The sequence below is a fragment of the Collimonas fungivorans Ter331 genome (assembly GCF_000221045.1).
GTDB classification, from domain to species: domain Bacteria; phylum Pseudomonadota; class Gammaproteobacteria; order Burkholderiales; family Burkholderiaceae_D; genus Collimonas; species Collimonas fungivorans_A.
Map to the genome: position 1 here is coordinate 3,912,867 of NC_015856.1, position 19,058 is coordinate 3,931,924.

19 protein-coding genes and 1 tRNA gene are annotated in these 19,058 nt (G+C 52.4%); 5 read left to right on the forward strand and 15 right to left on the reverse strand.

The genetic code is table 11. The annotated features are described in order from the left end of the window. Nucleotides 1-22 precede the first annotated feature (22 nt). From CFU_RS17335 to CFU_RS17355, 5 genes are all read left to right on the forward strand, one after another. Entirely contained in the window at nt 23-1,561 is a 1,539-nt protein-coding gene (locus tag CFU_RS17335) for a fumarate hydratase (RefSeq protein ID WP_041743627.1), read from the forward strand. 22 nt (nt 1,562-1,583) lie between these two features. Beyond that, complete coding sequence (gene murI, locus CFU_RS17340) at nt 1,584-2,450, forward strand: glutamate racemase (RefSeq protein WP_238531328.1); 867 nt, start codon at nt 1,584-1,586, stop codon at nt 2,448-2,450. Nucleotides 2,451-2,549: 99 nt separating this feature from the next. After that, nucleotides 2,550-2,625 (forward strand) — tRNA-His (locus CFU_RS17345). 263 nt (nt 2,626-2,888) lie between these two features. Continuing rightward, the gene (locus CFU_RS17350; protein ID WP_148264872.1) at nt 2,889-4,940 is read left to right on the forward strand and encodes an acyltransferase family protein; all 2,052 of its coding nucleotides are present in this window, start codon (nt 2,889-2,891) and stop codon (nt 4,938-4,940) included. Nucleotides 4,941-4,959: 19 nt separating this feature from the next. Next, nucleotides 4,960-6,033, forward strand: coding sequence for an SGNH/GDSL hydrolase family protein (locus tag CFU_RS17355; protein WP_014007332.1), 1,074 nt, complete (start codon nt 4,960-4,962; stop codon nt 6,031-6,033). On the opposite strand, the gene CFU_RS17360 is transcribed toward CFU_RS17355, so the two are convergent. The 15 genes from CFU_RS17360 to CFU_RS17430 all read right to left on the reverse strand — a co-directional run bounded on the left by CFU_RS17360 (nt 6,030) and on the right by CFU_RS17430 (nt 19,057). Beyond that, nucleotides 6,030-6,524, reverse strand: a complete 495-nt coding sequence (locus tag CFU_RS17360) for a hypothetical protein (protein WP_014007333.1) — start codon at nt 6,522-6,524, stop codon at nt 6,030-6,032. The genes CFU_RS17355 and CFU_RS17360 overlap by 4 nt on opposite strands. Then, nucleotides 6,521-6,952: a D-Ala-D-Ala carboxypeptidase family metallohydrolase gene (locus CFU_RS17365; RefSeq protein ID WP_014007334.1), complete on the reverse strand. Its 432-nt coding sequence runs from the start codon at nt 6,950-6,952 to the stop codon at nt 6,521-6,523. Before CFU_RS17365 ends, CFU_RS17360 begins: the two co-directional genes overlap by 4 nt. Beyond that, nucleotides 6,949-7,215 (reverse strand): hypothetical protein, encoded by a 267-nt coding sequence (locus tag CFU_RS17370; protein ID WP_041742278.1) that lies wholly within the window; start codon nt 7,213-7,215, stop codon nt 6,949-6,951. The genes CFU_RS17365 and CFU_RS17370 overlap by 4 nt, the downstream gene beginning before the upstream one ends. Then, on the reverse strand, nt 7,199-7,558 hold the full coding sequence (locus CFU_RS17375) for a hypothetical protein (protein WP_041742279.1): 360 nt from the start codon (nt 7,556-7,558) through the stop codon (nt 7,199-7,201). The genes CFU_RS17370 and CFU_RS17375 overlap by 17 nt, the downstream gene beginning before the upstream one ends. 55 nt (nt 7,559-7,613) lie before the next feature. Continuing rightward, a complete protein-coding gene (locus tag CFU_RS17380) occupies nt 7,614-9,935 on the reverse strand; it encodes a GDSL-type esterase/lipase family protein (RefSeq protein ID WP_014007336.1) in 2,322 nt (773 codons plus the stop codon). A 65-nt stretch (nt 9,936-10,000) separates the two neighbouring features. Further along, nucleotides 10,001-12,736 carry a host specificity factor TipJ family phage tail protein gene (locus CFU_RS17385; protein ID WP_041742280.1) on the reverse strand — a complete coding sequence of 912 codons (2,736 nt, stop codon included), beginning with the start codon at nt 12,734-12,736 and terminating at the stop codon, nt 10,001-10,003. Beyond that, entirely contained in the window at nt 12,736-13,101 is a 366-nt protein-coding gene (locus CFU_RS17390) for a hypothetical protein (protein ID WP_041742281.1), read from the reverse strand. Before CFU_RS17390 ends, CFU_RS17385 begins: the two co-directional genes overlap by 1 nt. Further along, a complete protein-coding gene (locus CFU_RS17395) occupies nt 13,101-13,610 on the reverse strand; it encodes a DUF1833 family protein (RefSeq protein ID WP_041742282.1) in 510 nt (169 codons plus the stop codon). The genes CFU_RS17390 and CFU_RS17395 overlap by 1 nt, the downstream gene beginning before the upstream one ends. Then, on the reverse strand, nt 13,607-14,104 hold the full coding sequence (locus CFU_RS17400; RefSeq protein ID WP_041742283.1) for a hypothetical protein: 498 nt from the start codon (nt 14,102-14,104) through the stop codon (nt 13,607-13,609). Before CFU_RS17400 ends, CFU_RS17395 begins: the two co-directional genes overlap by 4 nt. Then, on the reverse strand, nt 14,104-16,893 hold the full coding sequence (locus tag CFU_RS17405; protein ID WP_014007338.1) for a phage tail tape measure protein: 2,790 nt from the start codon (nt 16,891-16,893) through the stop codon (nt 14,104-14,106). The genes CFU_RS17400 and CFU_RS17405 overlap by 1 nt, the downstream gene beginning before the upstream one ends. Nucleotides 16,894-16,954: 61 nt before the next feature. Continuing rightward, nucleotides 16,955-17,203 carry a DUF1799 domain-containing protein gene (locus CFU_RS25565; protein WP_041742284.1) on the reverse strand — a complete coding sequence of 83 codons (249 nt, stop codon included), beginning with the start codon at nt 17,201-17,203 and terminating at the stop codon, nt 16,955-16,957. A gap of 62 nt (nt 17,204-17,265) precedes the next feature. Next, complete coding sequence (locus tag CFU_RS17415; RefSeq protein WP_041742285.1) at nt 17,266-17,577, reverse strand: phage tail assembly chaperone; 312 nt, start codon at nt 17,575-17,577, stop codon at nt 17,266-17,268. Then, nucleotides 17,577-18,221 carry a phage tail protein gene (locus CFU_RS17420; RefSeq protein WP_041742286.1) on the reverse strand — a complete coding sequence of 215 codons (645 nt, stop codon included), beginning with the start codon at nt 18,219-18,221 and terminating at the stop codon, nt 17,577-17,579. Before CFU_RS17420 ends, CFU_RS17415 begins: the two co-directional genes overlap by 1 nt. Before the next feature lie 78 nt (nt 18,222-18,299). Continuing rightward, the gene (locus tag CFU_RS17425; RefSeq protein ID WP_041742287.1) at nt 18,300-18,656 is read right to left on the reverse strand and encodes a DUF3168 domain-containing protein; all 357 of its coding nucleotides are present in this window, start codon (nt 18,654-18,656) and stop codon (nt 18,300-18,302) included. Further along, nucleotides 18,653-19,057, reverse strand: a complete 405-nt coding sequence (locus tag CFU_RS17430; protein ID WP_050808629.1) for an HK97-gp10 family putative phage morphogenesis protein — start codon at nt 19,055-19,057, stop codon at nt 18,653-18,655. Before CFU_RS17430 ends, CFU_RS17425 begins: the two co-directional genes overlap by 4 nt. Nucleotide 19,058 lies beyond the last annotated feature (1 nt).

Here is a 19,058-nt window from a genome sequence, read left to right on the forward strand (position 1 = left end):
CGCCATGACCACCCTAGCCACCCTGACCACGATCAAGCAAGAAGATCTCATCGAGTCGGTAGCCGCTGCGCTCCAGTACATCAGCTATTACCATCCGGTCGACTATATCCAGCATCTGGCACGCGCCTATGAGCAGGAACAGAGTCCTGCGGCGAAAGACGCGATTGCGCAGATTCTGACCAACTCGCGCATGTGCGCAGAAGGCAAGCGGCCGATCTGCCAGGACACCGGCATCGTCAACGTGTTCCTGAAGATCGGCATGGATGTGCGCTTCGAAGGCTTCAAGGGTTCGATTACCGATGCTGTCAACGAAGGCGTGCGCCGCGGTTACCTGAACCCGGACAACATGCTGCGCGCTTCGATCGTGGCCGATCCGCAGTTCGAGCGCAAGAATACCAAGGACAATACGCCGGCTGTGGTGCACATGGAACTGGTGCCGGGCAATACGGTGGACGTGCAGATCGCAGCCAAGGGCGGTGGTTCGGAAAACAAGACCAAGTTCGTGATGCTCAATCCTTCCGATTCGCTGGTCGACTGGGTCATGAAGACCGTGCCGACCATGGGCGCCGGCTGGTGTCCGCCGGGCATGCTCGGCATCGGCATCGGCGGCACCGCGGAACGGGCGATGCTGATGGCCAAGCAAGTGCTGATGGAAGATATCGACATGTACGACCTGCTCAAGCGCGGCCCGCAGAACAAGACGGAAGAACTGCGCATCGAGCTGTTCCAGAAAGTCAATGCGCTCGGCATCGGCGCCCAGGGCCTGGGCGGTCTGACCACCGTGCTCGACGTCAAGATCATGATGCACCCTACCCACGCGGCATCGAAACCGGTGGCGATGATCCCGAACTGCGCGGCGACCCGCCACGGCCACTTCGTGCTCGACGGTTCGGGTCCGGCCTACATGGAACCGCCATCGCTGTCGGAATGGCCGGAAGTGCACTGGGTGCCGGACACCGAGAAATCGAAACGGGTTGACCTCAACACGCTGACCAAGGAAGAAGTCGCTTCCTGGAAACCGGGCCAGACCCTGCTGTTGAACGGCAAGATGCTGACCGGCCGCGATGCCGCGCACAAGCGGATCCAGGAAATGCTGGCCAAGGGCGAGAAGCTGCCGGTGGATTTCACCAACCGCGTGATTTATTACGTCGGTCCGGTCGATCCGGTGCGCGATGAAGTAGTTGGCCCGGCTGGCCCGACCACTGCAACCCGCATGGACAAGTTCACCGACATGATGCTGGAACAGACCGGCCTGATTTCAATGATCGGCAAATCGGAGCGCGGCCCGGTCGCCATCGAGTCGATCAAGCAGCACAAATCGGCCTACCTGATGGCGGTGGGCGGCGCGGCTTACCTCGTGTCGAAGGCGATCAAGTCGGCGCAGGTGCTGGGCTTTGCCGACCTCGGCATGGAAGCGATCTACGAGTTCGACGTCAAGGACATGCCGGTAACGGTGGCAGTCGATTCCAACGGCATCTCGGTGCATAACACCGGACCGAAGGAATGGCAGGAAAAGATCGCGCATGCGGCGCTGTCTAAAATCCCTGTAACTGCCATCTGATCCGATCTGGTCGATTTTGCAGATGACTGGCAATACTCAGGAAATGCCGATGGCGCAAAGTGCGCCCATCGGCATTTTTGATTCCGGCATCGGCGGCTTGTCAGTGCTGCGGCATATCCACCAGGACCTGCCGCTGGAAGATCTCTTGTATTTTGCCGATTCCGCCTATGCGCCGTACGGCGACAGATCGGAAGCGGAAATTTCCGCGCGCTCGCTGGCCGTGACCGGATTCCTGCTGCAGCAAGGCGCCAAGGCGCTAGTGGTCGCTTGCAATACCGCCACCACTGCCGCCATCAAGGCGATACGCAACGCCTATCCGGCGTTGCAGGTGATCGGCATCGAACCAGGGCTCAAGCCGGCTGCTGCACAAAGCCGCAGCAAGATCGTCGGCGTGCTGGCGACCAAGGCTACATTGCAAAGCGCGCGGCTGCTGGCGCTGCAGCAGCAGATCGGCGAGGCCAGCGGCGTGCATTTCGAACTGCAGCCTTGCGTCGGCCTGGTCGACCAGATTGAAAAGGGCGAATTGCGCTCCCCGCAGACTGCCCTGCTGCTACGGCGTTATATCGCTCCCCTGATCGCGCAAGGCGCGGACACGCTGGTGCTGGGTTGCACCCACTACCCTTTTGTACGCCCGCTGATCGAGGAGATCGTGGCCGAACTGGCGTCCGGGCCGGTAACCATCATCGACACCGGCGCCGCAGTCAGCCGGCAGCTGACCAAGGTCCTGGGAGAAAACAACTTGCTGCACACTGCCGCGCGTGCCGGCAAGGTCAGCGCCTTTACCACCGGCAGCCAGTCAGTCCTGTCGACTACGTTCGCCAGCCTGCTGCAGCTGCATCCGCCGGTGTCGGCGGTAGCAGCAATCGCTCAGCCTGCGGGAATTTCATAATTAGCTGTTATTTGATTTGCCAGGCCGCAGGTTACTTTGTATAATAGCCAGCTGTCCTAGTGCTGAACAAGCATGGCAGTCTGCAGTAGCAATGCAATGGTGGCTGTAGCTCAGTTGGTAGAGTCCAGGATTGTGATTCCTGTTGTCGCGGGTTCGAGTCCCGTCAGCCACCCCAATAAAATCAATGCTTCTGCCGATAGTGCCTACTAACTTTTGGAAGATGGAATTCCAAATTTTGGAAGATAAAAGTAAAGCTACCCTCTGGGTAGCTTTTTTTATTTGCACCTCAGTTCAATAAGCCCCCTATTGCAGCAATATATAAACTTTGCATACTGCTTATCCATACAGTGCTCATATAGCATTGCAAATGAGACATTTCTTGTATTAGGTCGCGCTACAATAGCGCCTTGGCATGCCAGCAATAAATATCCAATAACGATGACAAAACAACCGCAAGTAGTCCCGCCCACCGAGCACCATCTAATTCATCCCAAATATAGAGCTGACATCGATGGCTTACGCGCTGTTGCGGTCTTGTCGGTTGTGATCTTCCATGCCTTCCCATCCTGGCTAAAAGGTGGCTTCGTCGGCGTAGATATTTTCTTCGTTATCTCCGGGTTCCTGATTTCGACTATTCTTTTTACCAGCCTCGAAAAGAATCAGTTCAGCTTCTCGGAATTTTATGCTCGACGTGTAAAGCGAATTTTTCCAGCCCTTCTCCTGGTACTGATCACGAGTTACGTCTTTGGTTGGTATGTGTTATTTGCCGATGAGTTCAAGCAACTAGGCAAACACATTGCCGGCGGCGCCGGATTCATCAGCAATTTTGTTCTGTGGGATGAGAGCGGATATTTCGACACGACCGCCGAGGTAAAGCCGCTTCTACACCTCTGGTCGCTGGGCATCGAGGAACAGTTTTACATCGTGTGGCCGCTTATTCTTTGGGCAACATGGAAGAGAAAATTCAATGTTCTGACGATCACGGCGGCCATATTTGCAGCCTCGTTTGCGTGGAACGTCAACCATGTTAGTCATGATCCTTCCACTACCTTCTATCTACCAGGCTCCCGTTTTTGGGAGCTGCTATCCGGCTCGATAGTCGCATACCTGACAATCCGTCGTAGCTCCGGGCTGGGTTGGATTGTGGAAAAATTGGACCCGATATTAGGCAAGGTTATTTTTTCAAGGCAGCAAGATAAAGGTATTGCGCTGCGCGATACACAATCGATGGTCGGGGCGCTACTATTGGTGGCTGGAATTTTATGCACCACAAGTAAAAGCGCCTTCCCCGGCTGGTGGGCGATTTTGCCAACCGCCGGCGCCGTGTTGATTATTTCTGCTGGCCCTCGCGCATGGCTCAATAAAACAGTTCTTTCTAGCCGCCTGCTCGTCTGGATTGGATTGATCAGCTTCCCGTTGTATCTCTGGCACTGGCCTATTCTTTCGTTCGCCCGGATTGTCGAGAGCCAAACACCGTCATTAAAAATCCGCGTTGCCGCGGTGATCGTAGCTATAGCACTGGCATGGCTGACTTACCGAATCATCGAGCGACCAATCCGCGCCGGCAAGAGCAATTACAAAACACCCGTGCTTGTTTTCCTGATGATCCTGGTCGGCACGGCCGGCTATGTAACGTATAAGCGTGACGGCCTTCCATTCCGGCCGCCGATCAGGTCAGCCGAAAAAATAAACTCTCAATTTGTAGGCCCATTGTGGAAGTACACCAAGAACGAAACATGCGTCAAGCGGTACCCGTTCCACGAGTCCGACAGTTATTTGTGGTGGTTCTGCATTGCCAGCAGCGAGCAGCCAACGACCGTATTTGTTTTGGGAACCAGCTATGCCAATCAGCTTTACCCGGGGTTCATTCAAAACAGCATGCTCAACAAAAACAGCATCCTCTCGATTGGCGCATGCGACATTGCCATCGATGCAGATGCTGCAGCTGCTACCCCGCAAACCAATGTCCCATGCACTGGCGAAGGCCCGCGCCATCAAGAACAACTGATTGCGGATATTGTTGAAAAAAACAAATCGATCAAGTACATCATCATCGATGGGCTGACCATCAATAACCCGGATAAGTTTTATATCGCCAGGCTTGAAAAGAGAATCAAGGCGTTTGAGGATCATGATATTAAAGTGATCATATTTACACCTCACCTCCGTGTCGACTACGACATAAAGGGATGCTTTGCGCGGCCCTTAAAAGAACCGCAGCGGGATTGCATCATGCCACCGGAAGATGTGAAAAAATTTAAAGATGCCTTTGCGCCGATCATGGCGTCGATCTCAAAATCTCACCCAAACGTAGCGTTTTTTGATCAGAACCAACTGTTCTGCGACAAAGAAAAATGCTCGATGATCCGCGACGGCATGCCCCTTTTTAGGGATGAATATCACCACATTTCCGAGTATGGCAGCATCGAGCTGTCTCAGATTTTCGTAAAGTGGGCAGAGATAAATGCCCCAGGTATTTTGATTAAATAACAAATAAAGCACACCTAAAATGCCGATCGATTTCACACAGTTTCATGCATGCACAACCACCGCCTGCTCGACAGAAATGGTAGCTGCATTCCACCTTAACCAACCCATCTGGGATGCCGGGATTGTCTTCGATGAACCCGTATTGCCTACGGGCGGCCCGGCCAATCTTTGGCGCAAACCAACAGCGATTGTCATGGTATCTAATCGCCACACTGGCGACGTCTATGTCCAAGGCCAGGACTATGATCTGTCGGACGGCGTGCTGCGGATCCTGCCTAACTCGCGCATTCCCATGGCGTTGAAGTTTCCCAATGTTCCTAACCCTGGGGCGCCAGCGATCTGGCAGCCGTTCACAAAATCGGGCGCGCCGCTGCGCATTGCCAGTGATTACCAGCAGCACCAAATAGCAGTGACATATACCGCAGGCGCCCTAGGTGGCCTGGTGCCGCTAATTGGGAGCGTTCCGATATCCGCAAGGAAGATTTCTGAGCGATCAGCCTTGGCCGCCACCATCTACGGCGATAGCATTTCAAAGGGAGACAATGCCACGGCCACGATAAACGAGGCACCGCACCAGCCTGGATGGGCTGACCTGATGGGGGCGATGCTTTCAAATGAAGGTGACGGCGAGTACTACTGGCGCAATGTTTCTGTGGGCGGCTGGGATTCCTGGACAGGCTTGGTCAACGTGCAGGAGAAGGTCAACACTGTAGCCTCTGACCTGGTGATTATAGGCTTTGGCATGAACGATGCGTCCGGCGGCGTCACAAGCAAGAAATTCGAAGAGAATCTGCGCGCGATGATTGCGGCTATTCGTAAAAAATCACCAGAGACAGAGTTTATCCTGGTGTCATCCTTCCTTGGAAACGAGGATTGGAAGCCGTCGAATAACGGCTTGCTGCGTGACTATCGGGTATCGATGATACGTATCGTGGCAAACACAGATGGCGTCGCGCTGGCCGACATGACGGCCTTGTCCGAGAGCGTTTTGAAGAGCAAGAGCTATTACGACATTACGTCCAACGGGGTCAACCACCCGGGGGATTTCCTGCACGTAGGCTATGCGCAGGTAGTCTCCCGGGCTATCCGCTAGTTACCGCTCTTGGCGGGAGCCAGCTTGTTTATCTCAGTTGCCACACCGTCGTAGCGGACATTGCAGGCATTCAGTTCGTTGATGTAGTTGTCTGCTCTGGCAGCTTCCCCCGCAAGAAATCCTGCATCCGGCTTTGAAAGTTCGGCACCACTGGCACCCGCGCACTGGCCGACCGTTCCGGCACCTTCGCCACTGGCGTTTGCACGACGCGCAGGGCGGGCGCGCAGCTCGTTAAGAGCAGCAGCGAGCTTGCTATTGACAATAGCAACTTGTTTAACCTTTTCATCGTCGGCCTCTTTTATCTTAGCTTTCATGGTGGATTCTGCGGTGTCAGCGCGCACGGTGGCGGCGTCGAGATCGGTCTTTGCTGTGGCGCTTGCCGCTGCTTCGCGGGCAACCCATACGCGCCGCTCGTCAAACTTACCGACAAAGAACATCGCCGCGGCAATCGCCAGGGCTGCGAGCCAGAGGCGCGGGTCGAGGATGCTCATACGATGCCCGACATATAGCCGGTCCCGGTGCGGATCGTCAGCAGCTGGTTGCGCAGCTTGCCGGCTGCCAGGCCGACATGGACCCAGCGGTCAAACTCCAGGATGAGCTGGTCAAACTGGATACCGCTGTCCTTGATGAGATTGGCGAGCGCCTTGGGCGTGTAGCCTGGGACGTTGATATCGGCAGCCAGGCCAAGGACGTGCGCGCTGTTGGATGCGCCGCCAACGGCCTTGTTGACTGCCGGCGACCTGTAGCCGCTGGTGACGATGATGGGCTTACCTACCAGGGTGCGGATCTGCTCCAGGGTCGCAGCCGTCAGTTTCAGGTTATCGATCACAGCCAGGCTGGGGGTGTTGTCAATCCCTTGGCGTACGGCTGTTTCCGATATCGTCATTTCGGCAAGCGTGAAGTGTTCGGTCAGGTTCATTGTTCATCCTCGCAATTGCACTTGCGCCACCGCAGGAAAAACCAGACGGCCAGGATGGCGACAGCGACGTTAGAAAGCACCTCGGATTGCTCGGCCCAAAAGCCGAAAACGTCCGGGCGGGTGATGTTCACAAAGGAAGTAATCGCCACCAGCGACAGCGCAACGGTGCCGAACACCTGGGTATCGAGCCTCTTGTTCAAGACAGCCCACAGGCAGAAAACCAACAGCACCAGATTAGCGATCGTGTTAACGAGTTGGATCATTTTTCGCTCCAAGGTAACGGCGCTTGAGAGCGCCGATGATGTCGGCTTCGTTAATCTCTTTGAACACTTCGCGGGCCGTGGCAAGCGCAAATAGCCCGACAAGAAATTCGATACCAGAGTGCGTTCGGCTGCCGGTGATCGCGAACCACTCGATCAGCACCGGGGCGATATACACGGCACAGGCCAGGCCAGCGCCGAAGCTGGATAGCTTTTGCCACCAGTTCAGACCATCGCCCAGAAATTTCAACGCTACAGCCGATCCTACGGCGCCGGGCAAAAGCGGAAGCAAGTACTTTGTCACCGCCACCCACGTCACCGTGGCAAAGCTAGTTGGTTCTGGCATTATTTTTCCCAAAAAAAAGCCTGCCGTAGCAGGTCTTGGTGGCGGTCTAAACCGATCAACGGTTATCTATCTGCCAGGTGAGCCCCGAAAGATTCACATAACTCGAAGCTGTCGCGCCGGTGATAGTGATATTTCCGTTAGGATTGATCGATACGATCACGCGCTCAGTCGTAATGTCAGTAACTAGGTAGACGTCAATTTGATGTTTCGGCGCCAAATTTGCCGGAATCGTCGCAATCACAGTACCATTGGTCTTGATTGCACCGGCTAGAGCATTAATAATGCCGGTACAGTTCACGGAATATGCCGCACTTATTTGGAGATTTGGCGCAGCTATTGTTCCGCCCCAGTTATTCAAAAAGGTGGCTATCGGCACATCAAACATTTTGCTACCGACATTCTGCGGATACAAAATGCCCATGATCTTACGAGCGACCATCATGCCGGTCAGGCGATTGGCCATAGTGGTCGGGTGAATGTTGTCGTAGACCACGGAGTCACCGGCATTAGTCAAATTTGGCGTCAGCGCGGGATTTATGTAGTTCGCCAGGACCGGGCCTTCATAGTCCAACGGATCAACAATAAATCCTCCCCGCTCTATGCAAACACGAATGATTGCAGCCCGCAGCAAACCAGCATTACCGTAATTCAGCGATGCCTGTCCGCCGGATCCAGCCTGTGCCTGTCCATACCACATACCAGGAATAATCACGACTGGAATGGCTCCGGCTGCCGTGCAAAGATCAAGCATCGCACCGATATTTGCCAGGGAATTTGCCATGGCATAGCCACCCTGCACGTCGTTTGTGCCACCTTCGATGATCACTACGCTTGCACCCGCGACGCCGTTTGTCTGCATTGAAGCCAGCATATCCGGCGTCGACGTGCCAGCGACTGCCAGGTTGGTGATCACTGTATTTCTAAGGCCGGCGGTAAACTCAAGAGCCTCCTTCATATAATTTGGCCATGCATCATGCCGTGGACACGATTTCGAATCGCCGAAAATCTTAATTCCAATAAATCTGCCGGCGGTCGGTGGTTTTCCACGACAGATATGCAGACTTTGAAACTTAGTCGTTTGACCTGCAGACGTCGGCAATATCCCGAAGCCGGCCTCGTATATGGCACCGGGCGTGGTTTCAGAATCCACCACAAGTCCATTCAAAAGAATTGAATATTTATTCCATGCATCAATACGTATTGACAGAATGCCGTTGAGCCCGGCGTATGACTGATGGGACCCTTGACCTGGTGGGCTGGCGGACAATACAACTTGTGTTTGTCCAACATTTTTAGTAAAGCCCTTGACATCAGTAAAGCCGATGTCTGACGAAACATAAACCCCTGCATAGCCGCCCTGGTATCTCACTATGGCATAGTTCAAAGGCGTGCCAGTTTGCGCCATGCCACAGCTTATTTTGTCACCTGGCATGATGGTAATCATGCCCATGTGAATATTTCCACCAATGGCACCAGAAACCGTAAAACTGTCTGAATTGGAAGCTGTGAAGGTATCTGCACTGAACGTGTCGCCAGTGCTCCACGCAACCTGCCTCGCAGTAAAACCGGTTCCTTGTAATGCCAAGTAGGTGGATCGATCGTATTCAGCGTCTGACAGCCAGAGCGATTTATTAGCCGATGGCTGCCGGAAAAATGGTGACGCATCGTAATATCTGGATAAATCTCTGCAATAGATACGTGTTGTATGCTTGAAATTCAACATGTCGGCACCGACAGTCGAACCAAAAATGTAATTGTTGTTCGGGATAGAAAGCACAACACCAGGATCAACGTCGATTCTTTTCCCATTTAATTCAGCCGTCGGGAATAGCGAGTTAAACCAGTATATGTTTGATGCGCCCGCCACAAATGGGAAGCGCACCGAAAATCCGGAAGATGCGGCCGCAACGGTCGCCGCGTAGCAATCAGTGACGCCATCCGCAGCGCCGCCCTTGTCCAGAATACTCACGACCTCATGCAGCTTCCGATCAATCGTCTGAGAAATAGACCCTGTTCCTGCCTGCTTGAAGCCCACGAGCAGTGCACCAGCGTCAGCGGCGAGTGATTCGCCCATTACCCCTTGATACACTCTCCAATTGGCAGCATCGCCCGTAAAGGTCGGGCCAGACGTATTTGCAATAACGCAGATGTACCAGGAACCCAAATTCGAGACGACGTCTTTGATTGCATAGGTCGTTGCGGTCGCCCATGCACCGCGAATATTCACACTCTTAATTGTGTCCACGGCTCCCTGTACGGTAAGCTTTGTGTTTCCTTTTCTGTCGGTAGCAGTACTGGCCGGCGAAGTTGCTATATCTGCGATGTGATCGACGTCAAGTTTTGCGTTATCCAAGTCGACAATAGTAAGTGCGGTCATGATGTCCTTTTTGTAGGCGTAAAAAAACCGCCTCGAGGGCGGTTCAATGTATTTTGTGTGAGAATCTAACTAATAACGGCATCCTTATTCGGGATGATTTCATAATCCTTTAAATAGTAGTCATCCGAATAATTGATTGCCCGGATAGCCGGATACTGAGCATCAGATAGATCAATTTCTTGCACCAGGTATGCCTGGGCGCCGCGAGTTGTGTCGGCGGCAAAACTGTATATGGTCCGGATCCCATCCTGGCCGTACGAAGTAACAACAGCCTCGCTAGGCAAGCTACCCAAAACAATTTTGTTAGGCGCCGATCCAGCGGTACATCGGATGCTTTGCAGAGATCCATCACGCCGCATCAATATGATGCTGTGAGGCGCACCAGGCAGGAAGGTTACATTTTGACTCAACGTCAGTTCAAGCCCCTGTTGCCCCACCACTTCACCGTCGTAAGATTTAAACCGCGTGTTGTCCACAATATCTACCCGACTGTTTGGAAGCAGTGACCGAGCGTCGGACGTTGTACTTGTCTCGATCGAGATCCTTTGTCCAATCAGTTTTTGATACTCACGATTTGCTCGCAACCACGCCTGTTCATACGAACGAATGCCGGCAATCTCAAATTTTTTCAGCTTGGTGTAAATGCCATTGAGTGGCAGCGTTATCGTCTCGGATTGATCGCTGTCCGGGTCGACGTAAATAAACTCCACGCCATCGTATTCAGCATCGCTTGAGAAATTACGTGTGATCGTTTCCGCATTGGGCTTCTTGTTTCGGTGCGTGAACAGCGCTGTACTGCTCGTTTGTTTTTGGTCGAATGCCAAGCGGATTTTCCCGTTCTGACGATAGGCAATACAAAATCCGGCGTTTGCGATCGACGTAATTGTTTCTTCGAATGATGTGTTGTCGGTGTCAAATGTGAAATTAAACTGACCGCAGTTCACGTTCCAAGCATCCAATTTCTGTTGCACACTCCAGATCTGTGCCATATCAATCTCCGTGGCCAGGTCACGGCGGCCGATCTTTGGATCGCTAGACACCGCGGCAATGATGTCGACGATTTTTGACGTAGCGCCAATTACTCCGAAAATAAGCCGACCATTCGCATCAAGCGTGCCAGAAAACGAGGTTCCGTCAAAAATAGGCAACTTTCTGGATGCCAGACAGTTCAATTGCCGCGTTTTAACGGCAGTCGCCCGCGCAGTCGCCTGAGTTACAGTGTGGATCGTCGTTTTATTGCCGAATTCAGACCGGTCGATGTATGAGGCACTATATAGATCAGTCCATTTGATCTCATCCTGAATCCCACCACCGAAGTCATAGTCATAGGCTGATGTACGGCGCATGCGGACTCGTGCCGGCCCGGTCCACGAGGTAGCGTGTTCGATGGTATCCGCACGTTCATCTTGCACTGAACCTGACAGCGTGCCAGATACCGTTTCAACAATTCCAGTCGGCACCAATGCAGCGGTCAATCTTTCAATTTCGATGGAAAAATTTACCGATGTCGCCGCTTTGCCACCGCCATCGTCTTTGAACATACCATTCGGTGCCGTGACATTGCACCATACTTCTGTCCGATCTACGATGGGAAGCGTTACCCAATCCGTATAATTGGTTCGACCAGCAATTTGTACACTTGCACCTGGCGCAAACACACTTGATGGCCATGTGTTGACAGACAGATCTACATAGCCATCACCGACTGCCGTAACGACGTAAGATCCGCTATAGTTTCGCGTGATTTTAAATGTAGCGGCCGCCACAGATTCAGTCACAAGTGCCTGTGAGACTATCAACGTGTTTGCATTTGGTTTGCTTGTGACAGTAAAAATCCCATTGTTTGAAATCGTGCCACTCACCGTTACGGAATCTCCCACTACGATTCCGGCAAATAGCTGTGCTCCAGACGTATCTGCGATGCCATGAGTGCCAATAGTGAACGTTGCCGAGCCCGAAGTACTGACAACTGTATTGGCCATTGAAACAATGAGTGTATCGCCAACGGCCGCCACCGCATTAAAATTTGGTTTCTTTGTCTGTTGGTAAATTCTATTCCCTGGTGCGAAGTTATAGTCAACAACAGGTGCGAGCTGCACTTGATTCAATGCCTTCAACGTGATCCCATCGACTTCAATTGCGCGCCGTGTCGTCAGTACGTTGTCTATGATTGCGCCCCCAATTTGCAGGTATGGTGCCGCATTGTTGGGGCTAGTGAACGGCGCATACACTGCAGCGCTGGCACCATCAATTGCTGCGATCAACGTGTCACCGTCCTTGACGTCAGTAATGTCGTAATACCCACGTCCGATGCAGTAGTAACCGTACTCGTATTTGCTGTGATTGATGTATTTATTGTAAGTTGGCATCATCAGCGACGGAATCGATTTCACTGTGCCGTAAATATCTTCTACGCGCTCCAGCAAGCGTAACTTATTCTCGCGATCACCAAGCGCATTATTGGGGCTTTGCTGCGTGCGATTTATATTGCCAGGCATAACTGGCTTAGGCATCAAAACAATCGTCGCCACAACCAGAACAGCGATCACAATATAGGCCCAAGAAATCGGATCGAAACCGGCAGGGCTTTGCAGAATAATGTATTCGTTGGCATCGCCAGCCATAATGGCCGCGATGTCATCGCTGATGTCAGTTTCTACACTGGGTTCGCCTGAGAAAATCTGAACCTTGACTGCGGGAGAATCACCGTAATAATCAAAGAGCCACTCAGCAAGACTATTTACTTCGAACACCTTTGGTTCCGCTACGACGAACGGATGATCATATAGCCTGATTTTCATTACTTTGCCCAAAATTCCACTACTGAATACCTGTCTTTTATTACCGACAATTCCTCGTACAAAGTCGACTCGGGCATGGCATGCAAGACTTTCCCTTGGAAATAGATACCACAATGATGGATACCCATTACCTCTGTTTTACCAAGCAGAACGATGCATAGATCAACTGGGATATCAATTTTCTCGAATCCATGAGCAGTCTTATGAATTGCAATGCGAAACGCACCGGCCATTTCGCGAATTGAGCGATTGACGGTTTTATACCCCACCGCAATTGCTTGTAATTCCCGGTCGTAAACGTCGGCAACTAGTTCCCAGCAAGGTTGTGCTGAATACTGCTTTGCAAGATATGAATTAATGTCCATTACAAGAATCCGCGTAGGGTAGGTATTTCTTTGGGGTTGTAGGTCTCACCTGTACGAGTGATATTCAACCGCGGCGACACGGCAGAGATATTTGCAGCGCCGATGACAAATGACACGCTTTCGGCCTGAAGCGTCGCCGTTGACTGAGCAGACGCCAGGTCATCACTCAGGTACTCCCGATAAACTATTCGAATCTTTTCATTCGTGTTAATCGGGATCCGATCAAGTTCGGTTCTGAATTCATCTTCAATATCGACAAGTCCAAGTCGAATATCAAATTTCTGATCAAGATTTCCATCACTGCCGGCTAACTTAATCTCTATGTTGACCGGCTCCATATTGACGACAACACCACCCTCGATAGTGGTTTTACCGTTATACGGCTCGCGCCAGAGGTGATATGTTTTACTCATTGCGGAATGACTAATTTGCAGCGTTTGTATCGGCCAAATCCTCTGCGGTGCTGAAGCCAAGAACACACGGAGCCGCGTCTCAATATCAAGACTCATAGCCCGAAATCCAGAACGTTAGACTCAAACGTGGCAAACCGGCCAAGCCGGTCAAAGAATGCATTCAATCCCGAGCCATATAAATTGTAAATATCCACCAACTCAGAACCGTCAGCGGCGGACATGTCGTAAACATCGCTCTCGGCCTCCGCCGTGAAGGAAACGACTATCATGATCCCGCCAGTGCGCGCAGCCGTGTAGGAACCTGGCAAAATATTCACTGCGTGTGGAACAACACCAAAACCACTGTCCAACTGCATATCAAACGTGATTGAACCTTTACGGATTACATGGTGATAGAAGGCAGTCCAGATCGAAAATTGCAGCGCGTCTAAAATAAGAGTTACTTTGAACCGTTGCACACCTCGATCCCAATCCATGCCATAGCGAGGTATGCCACCGGCAACATCTGTGCGCAATACACCGCCTGGCTCATCCATCGAGTAACCGGCAACGACAGGCTTTATTCCATTTGGCATAACTGGATTTGCCATTACCTGCTCCTTTGGACACTGAAATTTCTACCCATCGACCTGGATATTTTGCTGTTTGGGTCACCCAACTGCACGCCGGTTGCGGCGAGGGCTTCCTCGATGATTAAGGCCCGTTCCCCATTGCTTAAACGCTGCTCAGTAACTTTTCCAATTGGCGCACTTGTCTGGTTCACAATGGTGATAGCGCCCGAACCTACTTTTTCGCTGTCAGTGCTGCTGTTCTTTGCAAGATCACGAATCACGTTTGCTTGCTGCTGCGGCAATACCATTTCTTTTTCGTGGAGTTGCGTCAAAGGATTGACGCCGGCGGGAATATCGAAGCCGTCTCTGGCGGAAGCAACACTCAGCGTCGCAGAAGCAATGGCAGCCGCCGCAAAGCCTTCCGCAACAGCTGTTGCCGTGGCCGCCGCCGCTGGTGCAAGTACCGGCCCAACAATCGGTATTGCAGCAGTCGAAGCGAATGCCGCAAGGCCTGCCATTGCGACCATCGCTTGCGATTGCGCCGCTACCGTTCCTGCGTACATGGTGGCCGCTGTCTTGTCGATGAACAGCTTTTGAATCTGAATCTTGATGAACGACGTAATGAACGCATCTGCAACACTGCTTGCAACGTTTTTTAAGGCATCGCCCAGATTTTCACTATAAATTATCGACTTGGAAATACTGGATGCAACGCCCTCAGTCATCGAATCAAAGGCATTTGTGAACATAGCGGCCGTGTTACCTGAGACATTCTCGGCGTTGCTCTGGTAATTTGCAAAAGCCTCGGTTGCACCGTTCAGCCAGTCACCCTGCTTTTCCTTTATTGCAGCTGTCCTGGCTGTATATGCCTCCACCTCTTTGGCATAAGTATCATTGACAACTGCAAGATAGCTGTCGAATTGGTCCTTGGTGATTTTTTCGTTGCGCAAGTCACGCTCGAGGCCTTGACGTTCTGTCGTCTGCTTATCTTCAATCTTGCTGATGCCGGCTTGATTGTTTCGAAACTCGTCGCCCTTGCCGATGCCGGAAATTTCACGAGCATTCTGCCGATTTATAGTATCCAGATAGGCTTGCGCGGCCGTCGTAGCATCGACGTACGATTGCGCAATTTTCTTGTTAGCTGCTTCCTCCTGAATTCCGTTCACAGCAACGTTTGACGCCGCGTCAGCACGGACTTTTGCCAGCTTTGCCTGAGCGTCTGCGATCTTACGATCGTTATTAATCTTATCCTTGCCGATCAGGTCTTCTTTCTGCAGGCGTGCAATTTCTGCTTGTAGCGCCGTTTCTTGAGCCTGGCTGTTGAGATTCAAGAATCCCAATTTTGAAGCGTAGTACTGTTGATCATCGACCAGACCAGCCGCACGCATGGCTTGCATGATTTTCTCGGCGTTCGCATACGCGCCAGTAGTGGCTTCCTGCGCTTTCCGAATTTCGTCCAGGTCTGCCGTAAGCTGGGCTTTCGCCTCCTGACCAGCGGTATTTTTCCCTTTACCCTCTTTATCCTGAGAAAGGCCTGAAATATTTATCTTCGGCTTGCCTGGCGCCGGATTGTTTCTACCCTCATTCGAATAATTCGACGGATCGGCCGGCGTCGCCGGTTGCCCGATCGACATAATGCGCGCTTGGAATTTATCCAGTTCGGCCCTTGCTCGCACCGCATCCTGCGAAACGGCATCACTGATGGCGCGAAAGCCTGTGAAGTCGAGGTGTGCAAGAGCAACAAGTTGGGCGGCAATCGCACCAATTTCACGACCGACACCGAGAAACACAAAACCAACGTCAGATCCGACAATTGCAATCGTCTGGAATACAACGATGGCGCCATTCATCGCCGCCTTGAGTATGTCGGTTGCCGTTGCGGCCGTCGTTTCATCGCGTGCAAGATCGGCAATGATGCCCTGTACGATCGTCAGCGTCGGCACCACGCCGGCGGCCTGTACCTGCAAGAATTCCTGCATGCCTGCCGTCAGACGTGCGTTCGCCTTTGAGTAGTCGTCGGCAGCTTTGATTTGGTCGTCGGTCAGCCGGATCTGGCGTTCTCCCCCGTCTGCGAGATCATTCAAGAATGGGATGATTTCGGCACCCGACTTGCCAAATAACGCGACTGCAACAGCTGTCTTCTCCGAACCATCGGCGAACCCGGCCATTGCTCCCGCCACGGCATCCAACTGCTCGACCGGCGACATTGCCTTGAATTTCTGAAAATCCAGGCCTAGCGCGGATATGGCCGCACCGACAGCCTTCGACTCGTCGTCGGTTTTTGACAAGGATGCAGTCAATTTTATTGACGCAGATGCAACACTGTCCAGAGACACGCCAGAAAGACTCGATGCCATGTGAAGGGACGCGATACTACTTGCTGTATCCCCCACCTTTTCAGACAACTGCTGATAGTTCGCAATTTGTTCGATGACGGCGTTGGTCGCAACGAACATCGCCCCGGCCGCCAGAACACTTGCCGCAGAGAGCGCGATGAAACTGGTGCGGATCGTGTTGCCGATTTTTTCGCCCTTTTCGTATGCTTCCTTCAGCTTAATGGCCGAATCGGCAGCTTCCAATTGAGCCTGTGATGCACCCCGGAGGGACAACTTAAATAGCTCGGTCTCCCGCGCCGACATACTGATAGTCTGTTGCTGCACTTGCAAACGCCCGATATAACGGTCGATTGACTGCGATGCCTTCCCAGTGGCCTCCTTGCTGGCGTCACCCAAGCCTCGGATGGAGCGCTTGGCGTCATCAAATCCAGCTTTCAGCTTCGTTGAATCCGCTGAAACCTCGATAACGCCTCTGCCGATCACATCACTCATAGTACTAGGCCCAATAAAAAATAGCCCGCCAAAGCGCGCCTGTTGAATTACATACCAGCAGTTATTTGTTTGATTGCATTTGTAGCAGCGCCGCGTCTTCCATGGACCTAACGCACTCGAAGGTCTCGGCGCGGTCGCTGTGCGGAACTCCCATCAGCCTCATAACGACTGGCAAGGAATTGTAATCAAGCCCAGTTGCACCCGACATTCCAGTCCGCCATTGGGTCGACATCTGGATGAAGACATTCACTGCTAACAGGTTGTCAGGCCATATCTCTACAGCATCTCCACTTGCTTCTTCTAATGTCAAACCGAACGCCGCAGCCTCGGCTGCGCTCGGTCCTTTCGAGTAGAGCGCCCGGGCTGCGGCTTTCAGTTTTTTACTTTTGCCTGCATCAGCTGGTCGATATAAGTCCGATACACGGCAAGTGCTGAACCGATGTAGTTTTCCAGCAAAAGTTCGATGGATTCCTGGTTGAATTCGTCGTCCAGATCCCACGCCTCAGCCATGGCGAGTAGCGACTCGGCGTCCGACTGGTCGGCGCGGGATTTTATGAATTCGTCCAGCGCGGATTTGGTCCGATGTTTGAAGGTGAATTCAACGGGTACCGGCTCGCCGCCGGCGACTGGAATGCCGACCTTCGCTTTGAAAGTCGGCGCAGCTTTGAGAATCAGCTTAGCCATTAGTAGCGCACCGGTTCGGCCAGCATGGACATGGTCACTTCGCACGCCATGATTTCATTGATCGTCAGCGACGGCGTCTTGTTCAGCGTGATGTACATGTTGTAGACGATGGCCGAGCCATTCGGCAATGTGATCCGTACAGCGCGCGGCAGCCGATCGTCGTTAGCGGTCGAAGCCAGGATGTAGCCTGGTTGCGTTGGATCGTCCGCAACTGAGAAAGTCAGGCCAGATGCGCTCTTGACAGTGGGAATACGATTTTGCTTGTCGCCTTCGAGGAACTGATATTCCAGGAACTGTTGCTCACCACCGCTCGAGCTCGAATTGAGAATCTGGGACAGTTGTGTCCAGCCCGTAATCACCCGAACTGAGCCGGCACCGCCATCAGCTGGGTAGACACTGGTCAAGGAAGTGTCGATACCCAGAAGAGGAACGTCATTAACCGCGACGTTGCCAGCCTTGACGATCTTATCGGTCAAGCGTGACCATCCCGACGTCACTTCGAGGAAATCCCCAGAAACGACACCGTGCAAAGCGGCCAAGGTAGCCACACCTGGATTTGCATTCGATACGTCGGACATCGCTTTTGGCGCGCCGTAGCCAGATGCAATAGCGACCAACGCGCCATTAGGGAGAGAAATCGACATTTTGTTTGCCTTTCGGGAATAATAAATGCCGCTCGAAAGCGGCTCTGTAGAAATGCCCAAACAAGGGCAGGATGAAAACTAAGGAGAAAACCAAAAACTAAAATCTTGCCGCGTGCCGTATAAATTGGTTGTAGTTTCGTGGGTATCGACTGGTTCGCCAAGAACCGTCGCCTGCAACGGGGCAGCGGCCCGCAAGGCCTTCTTTGCCAGCCTAGCTATAGTCGATGCCTGCAAACGTGTCTCAGCCCATATGCTGACCTGCCAACGCCCATTTTCTTTGTCTGGATCAGAGCCGTCTAGGAAATTTACTGCTCTACCGCCTACACGCTGATAGGTAACATATGGCGTGACCACACCCTCTGGCGCCTGGTCGGGATAGACACGATTGCTCGTCAAAGCCTTCAGCGCGCTGAAAATATCCGCTTCGACGCTCATGACTCTTCGACCAAACGTTTCTTCATATTTTGCTTTCCTGCCTCGATTGCTTGATCCACCTTATCAAAGGCAGGACGAAGGAATGGTTTAGCTGCCGCATGCGACGTACCAAATTCGAGCAGATGTCCATGCGGAGCTTTTTTCTTGTTCCAAGATATACGATAGGTCTTTTGTGTTTCGCTCGAGCGCTCTGGGGAATAGACTCTATAAATCGACGACTCAAGATTTCCTGTCACGCGACCCATGCGCGGCGGCGATGCATTTAACAGGACCTCGTCGTAAATTACAGTTGCCATCGCCGCGGCGCCAGAGAACAGCACTTTGTCCTGAATGTTTTTTTCAAACTTGCCGAGGTCGGCAGAAAAATCTTCATTCAGTTTGACGTCAATGCTATTACCCATA